The sequence below is a fragment of the Peribacillus sp. NPDC006672 genome (assembly GCF_050274955.1).
Classification (GTDB): Bacteria; Bacillota; Bacilli; order Bacillales; family DSM-1321; genus Peribacillus.
Map to the genome: position 1 here is coordinate 186,261 of NZ_JBNNOR010000006.1, position 12,510 is coordinate 198,770.

Genomic DNA, 12,510 nt, shown 5'->3' on the forward strand with positions numbered 1-12,510 from the left:
TGAATACAATATTTTTTCTCCATCTCTATCACTACTTTCCTGAACATATACTATCAATATATTCAAAAAGTGAAGAGAGTTTCCTTTTATCTGACAAAATTCCATTAACATTAAAAAACTTCATTTATCAATGATGAGTTTTCGGGCTAAATAAAAAATGCCCCCTAATCCTCATCACCTGTGGATTAGGGGGCATTTAATAGTTTACAGATTCTATTTTTAATCAGGCAACATTCTGTCTTTCAATACGAGCTTCCTTTACTTTCCCTTTTGTAGGGACAATGTTAAAGACGATATTCAAGAAAATGGCTGTCAGACTTCCAGCCACAATTCCATTATCCGTTAATATTTGAACGCTTTCCGGAATTTGAGCAAATAGCTCAGGAACGACCGTTACCCCAAGTCCCATACCTACGGAACAAGCGATGATCAATAAATTTTCTTGGGAGGCAAAATCCACCTTACTTAACATCTTAATTCCAGCGGCAATTACCATGCCGAACATGGCAACCATTGCCCCGCCTAACACGGACTTAGGGATAATGGTCGTAAATGCACCAATTTTCGGGACAAAACCAATGAATATGAGCATCCCTGCCGTTGTATAAATGACATTTCTTGTTTTAATACCTGACAATTGAATTAAACCGACATTTTGTGAAAAAGCTGTATAAGGAAAAGCATTAAACAAACCGCCAAGCATGATGGCAAGCCCTTCAGACCGGTATCCACGTGCCAGATCATCTTCAGAAATCTCTTTGTCCGTGATTTCTCCTAAGGCATAATAGACGCCAGTCGATTCCACTAAGCTGACTATCGCCACCAAAGTCATGGTAATGATCGCAGTGATATTGAAAGTCGGAGTGCCAAAGTAGAAAAAATGTGGAAGATGCAACCAACTGGCAGTTGCAACTGAGCTAAAATCAACTTTCCCAAGGAAGAAAGCTGCAAAAGTTCCGACTAACAGTCCTAATAAAATAGAGATGGAGCGTACGAACCCCGTTGAGAATTTATACATAAAAATGATGAAAAGCAAAGTTCCAAAACCAAGGGCTACGTTATCCAAGTTTCCAAAGTCAGCAGCACCTTGTCCGCCCCCAAGATTGTTGATGGCGACTGGAATGAGTGTGATTCCAATGATCATAACGACTGAACCAGTAACGACCGGCGGGAAAAACCTAGCCAGTTTCCCGAAGAATTTACTAATTAAAACGACGATCAATCCCGACACTAAAATGGCCCCATAAATGGTGGTGACTCCATATTGGGTACCTACCTCGATCATTGGACTGACTGCCGTGAATGTACAGCCTAGAACGACGGGAAGCCCGATTCCGAAGAATTTATTCTTCCAGACTTGCAATAAAGTCGCTATTCCGCACATTAAGATGTCAATCGAAACTAAATAGGTTAACTGCACAGCAGTTAAACCTAGCGCTCCCCCAACAATCAATGGAACGACAATCGCACCAGCATACATTGCAAGAACATGTTGTAATCCTAAGGAAGCAACTTTTAACGGTGATTGATTAGACATTGACAGATGCCCCTTCCTTTTCCTCAACGAAAGTTATCTCACCGAATTTCAACTTTGCAATTCGTGCCAGGGATTCCACTTGAAACCCTTGTTCCCGAAGGTCCTTACCACCACTTTGGAATGCTTTTTCAATAACGATTCCGATTCCAGCCACTTCTGCTCCAACCTGCTCACAGATATCCACCAAGCCCCGGGCTGCTTGTCCAACCGCAAGGAAGTCATCGATGATCAGAACCTTATCACCAGCTTCTATATATTTATTGGAAACTGTAATTGTATTGGTTTCTTTTTTTGTAAAGGAATGAACGGTCGCCGTCACTAAATCATTTGTCAAAGTAAGTGATTTACGTTTACGGGCAAAAATTAGCGGAACTTCCAATTCCAAGGCAGCCATCAAACCAGGTCCAATGCCTGAAGATTCAATGGTCAGCACTTTCGTTATTTCCTTTTGTTCGAAGCGTTTAACGAATTCTTTACCTATTTCTTTCATCAGCATAGGATCCATTTGATGATTCAAGAATGAATCTACTTTTAAAATATCTTCTGATAACGCTTGACCCTCGGACAAGATTTTTTCCTTTAAAAGTTGCATGAAGGTTCCTCCCAATCTTGGATGTTTATTGACCTTTAAACCATGCAAATGTTTCCCAGATATAAAAAAGCCCAAGAAACATTGCAGCACTTTTTTGAGTGAAGCAATATTTCTTGGGCATGAATGAAAAATGAAACAGCAAAATATTTCCATTATGCAACAAGATCCATTACTCACCCATAGTCGAATTATTTACGGTAATCCGGTAGAAACTTGCAGGCCATATCCCTGCTATTATACGAGTGAAACTTTATATTTTATTAATATATAAATTATAACAACGGTTGCTCATTTTGAAAAGCCATTTTTAACAAAAACCGAACTTTCAATTAAAAATATAAAACATTATTCGTAATTTTAGAAAATTGCGAAATCACCAAGACTAATTAACCTGGATCTGCTATCAACAAAAAGCCATGACTCGGAAATTACGGGGATTTTAAGAAAAAATGGAAATATTATAGTTAGAGTAACGGGGGCACATTTTATTCGCTTATATGATACCTTTTATTGATATTATCAAAAATGCCCCACCAGGTTCATAAGGATTAAAATTGTGGTGAACCATTGAAAAAAGAAAAAGGCCTTGATAATTATTCCAAGGCCATCTTTTTGATTTCATTTGATTTTATAAACTTCTTTATATTTATTTTCAAGATACTTTATTAAATACTGAACATTCAGGCCTTCCCCTGTCGTTTCTTTCAAAATCTCTAGGGGCTCTTTTGTTTTTCCATATTTATGTATCTTCTCATTAAGCCATTTCCTGATTGGAGCAATATCACCCGCTTCCAACAGTCCATCAAAATCAGGCAAATCTTTAAGCATCGACTGCTTGATTTGGGCTGCATACATATACCCCAATGCATACGATGGGAAATAACCAAAACTGCCATCTGCCCAGTGTACATCCTGTAACACGCCCATTGCATCATTTTCAGGAACAATTCCCAAATAATCCTTGTATTTTTCATTCCAGACTTCCGGTAAATCCTTCACTTCAAGTTCACCATTAAAGAGAGCCTTTTCCAGTTCATACCGAATCATTATATGTAGGGGATAAGTTAGTTCATCTGCTTCAATACGGATGAACGATGGTTTTGATTCGTTAATCCCCCGGTAAAATTCATCTAGCCTCACATCATTGAATTGTTCAGGAGCATATTCTTTCAATAGGGAGAATTTATTTTTCCAGAAACTATGATTCCGTCCAATGAAGTTTTCAAAAAACAATGATTGGGATTCATGAATTCCCATTGATGTCCCATTATCGAGCAGTGTTCCGGTTAACTCTTCGGCGATATTCTGCTCATAAATGGCATGTCCGCATTCATGAATGGTACCAAAGATTGCCCCCCTAAAATCATATTCATCGTAACGGGTCGTGACACGGACATCGCCCCTATTTATTCCAGTTGCAAATGGGTGAACTGTTTCATCCAGCCTGCCAGCCTTGAAATCGTATCCTAGTTGATTTAAAACTTCAAGATTGAGTTGATGTTGTTTTTCTTTTGGGAATTTTTTATAAAGGAACGCTGTTTCAGGTTTGTGTTCGCTATTAGCAATCTGTTTTACCAGAGGAACTATACTCGAACGAAGCTCACTGAATACGCTGTCAAGTATATCTACAGTCATGCCTGGTTCATACATGTCTAAAAGGGTATTATATTTCTGTCCTTCGTATCCCCAGTACTCTACGAATTTACGGGTATAAGCAACAACTTGCTCCAGATAAGGTTGGAATAACGAAAAATCCGCTTTTTCCCTTGCCTCTTCCCATGCACTTTCAGAGCGGGATTGTAAAATGACGAATTCCTTATATTCGTTCGCAGGAATCTTCCTATTCCTTTCAAACTCTTTTTTACACTCTTGTACCATTTTATTCGTCGTTTCACTAAGAGGCTCCTTCGAAAGTTCCGTAATGAAGGATTCCATCTCTTTACTTGTGATCATATTAAAAACCTCAGAGGAAAGCACCCCGATTACTTCAGAACGCTGCTCAACTCCCTTTTTCGGTGCACCAGTACGCAAGTCCCAAAAAATTAACGCGAGCGCTTCATTATAGGCCGAGATTTTCTTGACATATTCTTTAAATTCTTTTTCTATCAGATCTGTGCCCTTTTTATTCATATTCACTGCTCCTTCCAAACTTCACTTTACCATATTATACAAAAATCTTTCACTTCAGAACTACCCCATATAATAAATTAAATAAGAGCCAAGGGAAGATTTCCCTTGGCTCACAAATTAAATTTATTAAAGCGTTACAGGAAGAACGGAGACAATCTTCTCTTTCACCTGTTCCGATAGATCCTTTTCTATCAAAATCTGTACGGTTCCCGAATCATTGCTAGTCCTAATCAAACGCCCTATTCCCTGACGCAAACGAAGGAGCATGTATGGAAGATCCACTTCTTCAAATGCATTGGTAACCGAGTTACGTTTCGCCTCGAACACTGGATCGCGTGGCGGGAATGGAAGTGAGTGTATGACTACATTTTGTAATGAAGGCCCTGGAACATCAAGCCCTTCCCATAAATGATAGGAGAAAAGAACAGATTGCTCATCCTCTTGAAACTTTTTAACAAGCTCGCTGATTTCCGCTTCTCCTTCAAAATAAAAAGGATAGGATGATGTTGGGCAGTTTTCCTTGAACCAATGCAATTCTTCTTTTGATTGGAATAACACAAGCGTTCGGCCTTCATTTTCCTCGATTGTCTTCATGGTGTATTGAAGTTTTGCCAATTGGTCTCCGTTTTCAAAGCCCGGCATGTTCATTTTCATGACTTCATCATAATCAAATGGTGATTCAACAGAGAAACTGTCATACTTCTCTATCCCTAAGCTATCTGCAATGTATTGGAAAGATTTATTATCCGATAATGTCGCCGATGAAAAAATGTAAGGGATTTTTTTAGAGAATACCTGTTCAGACAAAATATCCTGTACAAGCCTTGGCATAATGACCAATGTTTTGGTCATTTCATTTTCTTCAAACCAGGAAACAGCCTGTTCATCCTTCACAAATAGAGAAAGGGAGTAGCCCAACTGCTCTAAATATTCTTCCGTCACCTTCAAATCGTAGTCATTGATCGTGTACATTTCCGCTTCGAAAACAAGGTTCTCCTCTAACTCTTCAACCTTTTTATGAAGCTTTTGTGCAAAGCTTGTTATTTGTTTGGACATCGGGATTTCATAGCGATTAGATCCGCTGACATGTATGGCTTTTTCGTCCAATAAATCAAAAAACTCTTCATTGATATCAATTAGATCTTCAATGATGTATAACGTTTCTTCACGAACCTGATTGGCTGTAAGCAATTCTAAAACCGAAGCAAGGGTTTGTTCCCCAACTTTATAAGTTAAAGCCTTTTGAGCAGCAAATTCCAATAGATGACCTTCATCAAAGACAACGCAGCTATGTTCAGGCAATAACGGTAATTGCCCTTCACGCTTACGTTTTTCTTTAGTCCATACATGCTCCATGAAGAAGTCATGTGAACAAATGATCAAATCGCTTGATTTTCGGTAGTGGTCCCGTGATAGGGTTTGTCCACAACGATGGCGCTTATCACAAGTAAAACAGTTTTGAAGTTGATCCCAGCCCACTTTAGACCAGTCTTCATCATTCAAATATGGATACTGTTTACGGTCGCCATATGCAGTATAGGCGTTCATCGATGAGTTATCATGGACAAACTTGGGAAGTTCATCATAGAGTTGATCTATTCCCTCTGAATCTTCATGATTCACAGCGTAATCCAATTTCTTAAGACATACATATTGATCGTGATATTTGGCAAGCCGAACATCCACTTCAATACCTAAAGCATTCTTAATTTTTTGGATGTCACCTTCTTCTTTGACAAGCTGTTCAATCAACGTTTCGTCTGCACACGAAATAATTGCCGGTTTATTCGTATATCTCGCATAACAAATCGCATATAGTAAATAGACCAAGGTCTTACCGGTCCCTACCCCTGCTTCAGCAAAGCTTACATTCTTTTCTTTAAAGGCTTTTTCTAACTGAAAAGCCATGAAGATTTGTTCGTCACGCAGCTCAAATCCTTTTTCGGGAAGAATATCGTAAAAAACATCACCGATCCATTCTGAAAGCTTATCGTAAAAAGAATCTTCCTTTGTTACCGAAAAAGGCAGTGTTTTAAGCATCTTGGTCTCCCCTTTTATCTATCATCAGTGTATCGATCCGTATCATATTATTTCTAGGCAAAAGTATATTATCCTTTATTTCACATTAATAGTCAAGATATTTACCCTACCATATGAAATGAAATGTAAAAAGTATGTCTTTCTTCTATGTATGCTGCCATGTTTCCCGACTCGTAAAATAAAAGACAGGCTCCAAAAGAGAGCCTGTCTGTAAGTAATATAGGGTTGAATTAAGCTTTGTTTACGTTTGATGCTTGTGGTCCACGTTGACCTTGTTCTACATCAAATGTAACGTCTTGGCCTTCTTCAAGTGTTTTGAAACCTTCGCCTTGGATAGCTGAGAAATGTACGAATACATCGTCTCCACCTTCACGTTCGATGAATCCAAAACCTTTTTCTGCATTAAACCATTTTACTTTACCTTGTTCCATTTTTGTTGCCTCCTAGTGTGTTTTCCACACATTATATTACTATCCTTGCTCAAAAGATTATTAAGGTAAATCCTTAAATCTGAACAAAAATAATTCATTATTAGAATAACAGAAAAGGAAATGATAAGCAAGACTGGAACCTATTATGAATAAAACGTCCTGACTATCAAAGCCTCCGTTATAATTTACCTATTAATTTTCACCTTGAGGCTGTCTCGGCGGCCTTTTTCCCCAATACTGATAAAGATCTGCACGGATGAAACCATTGAAAAGCTTCCTTTTTTTCGTTGCAGGTTTACCGTAATGCTGTTCAAAATCAGGATTGGAGGTAATCATGTATACTGACCAAGTATCAAGCTTCTTGAAGGCTTGGCCCATTTCTCTATACATCTGTTCAACCGCTTTTTTCTCACCAAGACGTTCTCCGTAAGGTGGGTTCCCGACAATGACTCCATACTCTTTCCTAGTCGAAATATCCCTCACTTGCATTTGTTTGAATTCAATCAGATCTCCAAGACCGGCTTCAAAACTATTCGCTTTTGATATATCGACCATTCGATGGTCAATATCACAACCGGTTATGTCCAAGTACTGATCATAATCGGCTAAATCTTCAGCCTCAACCCTCGCTTCATCCCAAACCTTGCTGTCCATCCACGACCAGGTTTCAGAAACGAATTCCCGGTTAAACCCAGGTGCTATGTTTTGCCCAATTAAGGCAGCTTCGATAGGAATCGTTCCAGATCCACAAAATGGATCAATGAAAGGCTTATCCGGTTTCCAATTGGTCAGCATGATTAACGCAGCTGCCAATGTTTCTTTAAGGGGCGCCTCCCCCTGGTCTGTCCGATATCCTCTTTTATGCAAACCTGCTCCTGAAGTGTCCATGGTAAGTGTCACTAAATCTTTTAAGATAGACACTTCAATTTTAAACAAAGGACCAGTCTCTGCAAACCAAGATACTTGCTTATATTTGCTTTTCAATCTATCAACAATCGCCTTTTTGACGATAGCCTGACAATCAGGAACACTGTAAAGCTGTGACTTAACCGATTTACCACTCACAGGGAACTCGACATCGGCTGACAAGTAATCTTCCCAATTCAAGGCCTTTGTTTTTTCAAACAACTCATCAAATGAATATGCTTTAAATTCTGCAACTTTAATTTTAACCCTGTCGGCACTCCGCAGCCATAAATTAGAGCGGGCAATGGCAGATTGGTCCCCTTTGTAAGTAATTTTACCATTTTCGACTTGACAATCGTAACCAAGATCCCGAACCTCCTTGGCAACAATTGATTCCAATCCCATTGCTGATGTTGCGATAATATCGAATTGTTTCATTAATCCTGCACCTTCTTTCCATTAATCCAACTCAATTGCACATCTACCTAAATTCTCCTAATTAAGAATAAGATCGATTTTAGACATGTAAACCATATTTAAAAGTTCCACCGGTCAATTTATATTTTGCTTATAGTCCGTCATTGATTGCCTATATTAAATGTCAGCATTTTTTAATAACCAGGATATCCAACGCGATAAAATAAAGTTTTACTCAATTATCTATGTATCAATAAGGTACGATTCAAATATTCATATATGAAATTATCCCAGGCAACGGACCATTTATTCACAACCAATTATGTATACCTTAATACCTTCAAATAAGGGCAAACAGAAAAGTTAAGGAAACCTTTATAAATAGGATACCCAGAATCAAGGAAATGCTTAACATTTTTTAAAAAGGTTACGGTTAGATGTCAATTAGCCATTGTCCTTCTGCTGAACACTTTCAATTAGAAATATTTCGATGGAATTAAATACTTGCCAAGACCTTAGTTTAACACAGCAGGGTTTCAGAAAACGAAAAATAATTTGAATGCCCGCCTTTTTATTAATGGGCAATCCCCAAAAACAAAAACTCCCCTTTTAAAAGGAGAGTTGTGCTTTTGGTGTCATATGATAACGTTCTGTAAGCCATGTTTTGTTCCTCAGTACTGCAAGCGACTCGCGTCTCGTACTTCGGCGGTAATCATCTATCTACAGAAGCTTGGCTTCTGTCCTTCTCCTCGTTCAATTCCAAGGAAGAAAGCGCCCCTACCATTAATTTGGGTTTCTCGCTCGTGGGGTTTACCTCGTTCCACCCTTTACATTTCTGTAAAGGCTCCGTCACTGTGGCACTTTTATAGGTATTCATGCCATATCCAAAAGGACTTAGGCATTTTCCCAGCCGTCAGCAATCTAAGATTGCTGCCCAAGCTTATTTTTTCGCCAGGCACGAACACTACGGACATCGCAGTCCGTGCGAGCATGGACTTTCCTCTACTGCAAAAATGCAGCAGCAATTACCCAAACGTTAACATAATATAATTGATTATACTCCATTATTCATTAAAACACAATACCTAAATCAATTTCACTTTTAACATGCAAAACCTCAATCAAAAAGCTTGTTTCCAAAAACGTGCTTTTCCAAGTTGGATAACCGTTTAAGGATGTCAAAGTTAGTGGTTCCCGGAGTGGCACTGGGAGCAGGTTGATTTGGACGTTTTGTACTCTCTTCGGCTTGTTTTTTCAATTTAAGATTTTCTTGTTTAAGATCTTCAATTTCCTGATGAAACACTTCATAATCTTTAATGATCAGATCCAGGAATTGATCCACGTCTTCTGGTTTATAACCACGCATTGCTGTTTTAAAATCTTTTTCAAGAATATCTTTAGCCGTTAATTTTATCTTATCGGATAGCATAAGACTTCACCTCAATACTTTCGCCAATACAATCGACTTTTTATTATTTTTTCAAATCTGCATGGGTTTGTCAACGAAACACCTTTTTATCTGCATAATGTTTCAGTGAACGATATGTACTCCCATGAATCTGTATCTAAATTTCATCATAATATGAATATGCTTTAGAAACAACTTTTAATCCATAATTTTTTTACTCCGTCATTCTTCGGACCAGCTACCTTCTTCCGCAGCCAGTTGCAGATCATCGAAGTTTATCTGAAAGATGGGGTATGGCTGTGTTTCCGCCTTTTTCATCGCTTCGAAATATGGATATCGTGCTGACCCTTCTTTTTCGGCTTCGAATATGATGAGCATGGCATCACTTTTATGAACCATATACCTATTTTTGATTTTCAGCTGTTGCGGTCCTTCATATGGTTTGTTGAAAATGGACTCAACAAAATCGGCACGGGCCAATATGGATCGGTAATAGTCTTGATTCGTCTCGTTCCATGACTCCTCCTGTTTCAGGAAAGGAGTAAGCACCCCTAATTTAAGCTGGTTGTATTCGTCCTGTATATCGAACACCACTTCGGCACCCCATAGCTCCGTGCCCAACTGACCTGATATGATCACCCATTCCAGCCCATCTTCAACCAATGGCAGAAGACGTTGCTTCAACGCTTTCTTAATATATTTTACGGCTTCATGGTCATTTTTGAATATCCCGAATTCAAAAGCCTTATAGCCAGTCATATACAAAACCTTCATTGCTTGGTTATCTCCCTTTTAACATGTTTATGTAAGAAAATAAGGGCTTAATAAGCCCTTATTTTTTTAGTATCCGAAATGCATAGGCGGACAGCATGGGGGGGGCGGACAGCATGGGTTAATCGGCGGCCTTCCGCTGCAAATCAAGTTTTGCGTAAAGCACTCGTTCACCACGGAACAAGTATGCGGGAAGTAATGCTTATACGTGTTACAATGCTTATTGACAGTTGTAGTATGTGATGGATGAACGACAGGAATCACTGTGTTCGATACATTCGTATTAACAAATTGCTGTGTTGGAGAGACTTGCGTTGGGGCAATTTGAGTAGGAAGTGCTTGCGTTGGGCCCATTTGCGCTGGAGATACAGCCGTTGGGCCATATTGCGCTGGAGATACCGCCGTTGGACCAGTATAGGCTCCCATTACATTAGCGTGTTTATGTTTACCGGTTGATGCGCCCATTACTCCAGGAGCGTTCCCGTATGCTCCCATTACATTGGATTTATTTCCTCCACAATTACGAAAATACATATATAATACGTCCCCTTTCATTATGATAAGTTTAGTCTTACCATTACAGACTATGAAAAAAAGGGGAGACGTGTACTGATGAAATGACCTATTTATACAGAATAAGTTTAAAACTTTGTATGGCCATCAATAAGTACACTATTATAATATATGGCTACTCTTCAAATGCACTGTGGGTTTTTCTATAAAAAGGAATAGAGACTGTCTTTTAATGATGTAAATAAAACAATCGTTAAACAAAGGACAACAAAAAATAGAAATAAAGTCGTTTTATACATTTCTCCGCTCCGCTTTCACCTTAAATTTATATGATGTAAAGGTATGAAATTCGGAAATTCACCCTCAACTCTTTCCATTTTACACATTATAGTTGAAGGCTACAATATTTGTATCCATATTTTTTATTTTCATCACTTCGCACTTAAAAACAATTCTGATTGGCTTATCTTATACAGAAATACCCTTGGAATCCTCTTTCATTTCGAGACGCCTGATCCTCTTTTCCAATTCCGACTGTTTTTTCCCCACAATGGTTCCTTCCCTCACCATCTCTTGATGTGCGTTTAATGCACATTTTAGAGCATTGCCGACTTCTTTAAATTGATGTTCATATAATTTTGCACATTCAATCTGTGCCTGTATCCTTATTTGAACATTCCCTTTTAAGGTGACTTCCTTCCAAATTTCCAACGCTTCATTGAATTGTTTTTGCTTCTTTTTCTGAAAGGCTAAGGCATGGTAAGCTATTATCCGATCTTCCTCATTTCCCGCTTCCACTATTTTTTCATATGTCTCGAAGGACTCCTCTTTTTTTCCTAGATAAGCGAGCCAGCGTGCAATTTCCATGGAATCTTCCGAATATCCATCGATTTGAAGGATTTTCCGGGACAAATGAATATACAATGTGATCAGTGATAAAATATCCAATTCATTATGCTTCATGATTCCAAATAGAATTTCCGGATTTTTCCTCTCGACAAAATCAAAATAAATCATCGGTGCCAAATATCCAGGAATATCATCTTCTCTATGTACACCTAGAATATCCGTTTCGACTGCTGATAATTTCACTCGTTCCAATTTGTTTCTCCAAAGACGTCTTGAAGCATGATACAAATCGAAATGTCCGAATTCCGGTAGTTTTGGAACATGTTCTTTTATCAAGGTATGTCTTGTTTTTAGCTGGGGCCAATCAAAGGATTTACCATTATATGTGACAAGCGTTTCGTAATTGATGTTTTCCAGAAAGCTTTGGTAAAGCGGTATTTCACTTCCGGGCTGCGGCAGGATATGTTGTTTCACCACAACTTCATCACCTTCTATATAGGCATAACCCAGTAAAAAAATGGTATTCCCCGCTCCGCCTCCAAGTCCTGTCGTTTCTGTATCGAAGAAAAACAGGTCTTCACTTTTAACGCCCCTAGCGGATAAGGGATGCTCCAATTGAGTTTGATTCCACTCTTTTACGATCTTTTTCAGCTCGGAAAATGCATATAATCCGTGTTTGTGAGTTAATGGGTAGCGGACCTCCCTAATGAAACAATAGTCATCATCGAAATGAAAGGAAACGGTATCGTTCTTCAGCCACTTTTCAAGATAAGGAATTTCTTCATTCACCGCTTGGCTATTTTCTTGTTCAGGAGAAGGATGTTTCACTGGTTCTATATTCATATGCGTTTTCATACGGTTCAATTTATTTTTCAAAGACAAAAAACTACACCTCTTTTCACTTATCCCCGTATTC

10 protein-coding genes, 1 other RNA gene and 1 riboswitch are annotated in these 12,510 nt (G+C 38.6%); all 11 genes read right to left on the bottom strand.

Annotated features, from left to right (window positions below; all coding sequences use genetic code 11):
• Positions 1 to 223 precede the first annotated feature (223 nt).
• The 11 genes from ACQKKK_RS12015 to ACQKKK_RS12065 all read right to left on the bottom strand — a co-directional run bounded on the left by ACQKKK_RS12015 (position 224) and on the right by ACQKKK_RS12065 (position 12,476).
• Positions 224 to 1,537: a nucleobase:cation symporter-2 family protein gene (locus ACQKKK_RS12015; protein WP_427616388.1), complete on the bottom strand. Its 1,314-nt coding sequence runs from the start codon at positions 1,535 to 1,537 to the stop codon at positions 224 to 226.
• Positions 1,530 to 2,129, bottom strand: a complete 600-nt coding sequence (locus ACQKKK_RS12020; protein WP_427616389.1) for a xanthine phosphoribosyltransferase — start codon at positions 2,127 to 2,129, stop codon at positions 1,530 to 1,532. The genes ACQKKK_RS12015 and ACQKKK_RS12020 overlap by 8 nt, the downstream gene beginning before the upstream one ends.
• Before the next feature lie 160 nt (positions 2,130 to 2,289).
• Positions 2,290 to 2,391, bottom strand: a riboswitch (purine riboswitch).
• 356 nt (positions 2,392 to 2,747) lie between these two features.
• Complete coding sequence (locus ACQKKK_RS12025) at positions 2,748 to 4,259, bottom strand: carboxypeptidase M32 (RefSeq protein ID WP_427616390.1); 1,512 nt, start codon at positions 4,257 to 4,259, stop codon at positions 2,748 to 2,750.
• 126 nt (positions 4,260 to 4,385) lie between these two features.
• On the bottom strand, positions 4,386 to 6,299 hold the full coding sequence (locus tag ACQKKK_RS12030; RefSeq protein WP_427616391.1) for an ATP-dependent DNA helicase: 1,914 nt from the start codon (positions 6,297 to 6,299) through the stop codon (positions 4,386 to 4,388).
• Between the two features lie 230 nt (positions 6,300 to 6,529).
• A complete protein-coding gene (locus ACQKKK_RS12035) occupies positions 6,530 to 6,730 on the bottom strand; it encodes a cold-shock protein (RefSeq protein ID WP_034307871.1) in 201 nt (66 codons plus the stop codon).
• Between the two features lie 192 nt (positions 6,731 to 6,922).
• Positions 6,923 to 8,074, bottom strand: coding sequence for a THUMP domain-containing class I SAM-dependent RNA methyltransferase (locus ACQKKK_RS12040; protein ID WP_427616392.1), 1,152 nt, complete (start codon positions 8,072 to 8,074; stop codon positions 6,923 to 6,925).
• A 627-nt stretch (positions 8,075 to 8,701) separates the two neighbouring features.
• Positions 8,702 to 9,090: RNase P RNA component class B (rnpB, locus tag ACQKKK_RS12045), an RNA gene on the bottom strand.
• An 80-nt stretch (positions 9,091 to 9,170) separates the two neighbouring features.
• Positions 9,171 to 9,482, bottom strand: coding sequence for a cell division regulator GpsB (gene gpsB / locus ACQKKK_RS12050; RefSeq protein ID WP_061463822.1), 312 nt, complete (start codon positions 9,480 to 9,482; stop codon positions 9,171 to 9,173).
• Positions 9,483 to 9,683: 201 nt separating this feature from the next.
• Positions 9,684 to 10,235, bottom strand: coding sequence for a DUF1273 domain-containing protein (locus tag ACQKKK_RS12055; protein ID WP_427616393.1), 552 nt, complete (start codon positions 10,233 to 10,235; stop codon positions 9,684 to 9,686).
• 66 nt (positions 10,236 to 10,301) lie between these two features.
• Positions 10,302 to 10,766 (bottom strand): CotD family spore coat protein, encoded by a 465-nt coding sequence (locus tag ACQKKK_RS12060; protein ID WP_427616394.1) that lies wholly within the window; start codon positions 10,764 to 10,766, stop codon positions 10,302 to 10,304.
• 447 nt (positions 10,767 to 11,213) lie between these two features.
• Positions 11,214 to 12,476, bottom strand: a complete 1,263-nt coding sequence (locus tag ACQKKK_RS12065; protein WP_427616395.1) for a ribonuclease H-like domain-containing protein — start codon at positions 12,474 to 12,476, stop codon at positions 11,214 to 11,216.
• Between the last annotated feature and the right edge of the window lie 34 nt (positions 12,477 to 12,510).

Excerpts from the sequence above, each read along its gene's own strand:
- ACQKKK_RS12060 (WP_427616394.1), bottom strand. The coding sequence starts at position 10,766 with ATGTATTTTCGTAATTGTGGAGGAAATAAATCCAATGTAATGGGAGCA.
- ACQKKK_RS12025 (WP_427616390.1), bottom strand. The coding sequence starts at position 4,259 with ATGAATAAAAAGGGCACAGATCTGATAGAAAAAGAATTTAAAGAATAT.
- ACQKKK_RS12040 (WP_427616392.1), bottom strand. The coding sequence starts at position 8,074 with ATGAAACAATTCGATATTATCGCAACATCAGCAATGGGATTGGAATCA.
- ACQKKK_RS12030 (WP_427616391.1), bottom strand. The coding sequence starts at position 6,299 with ATGCTTAAAACACTGCCTTTTTCGGTAACAAAGGAAGATTCTTTTTAC.
- ACQKKK_RS12015 (WP_427616388.1), bottom strand. The coding sequence starts at position 1,537 with ATGTCTAATCAATCACCGTTAAAAGTTGCTTCCTTAGGATTACAACAT.
- gpsB (WP_061463822.1), bottom strand. The coding sequence starts at position 9,482 with ATGCTATCCGATAAGATAAAATTAACGGCTAAAGATATTCTTGAAAAA.
- ACQKKK_RS12055 (WP_427616393.1), bottom strand. The coding sequence starts at position 10,235 with ATGAAGGTTTTGTATATGACTGGCTATAAGGCTTTTGAATTCGGGATA.
- ACQKKK_RS12020 (WP_427616389.1), bottom strand. The coding sequence starts at position 2,129 with ATGCAACTTTTAAAGGAAAAAATCTTGTCCGAGGGTCAAGCGTTATCA.
- ACQKKK_RS12035 (WP_034307871.1), bottom strand. The coding sequence starts at position 6,730 with ATGGAACAAGGTAAAGTAAAATGGTTTAATGCAGAAAAAGGTTTTGGA.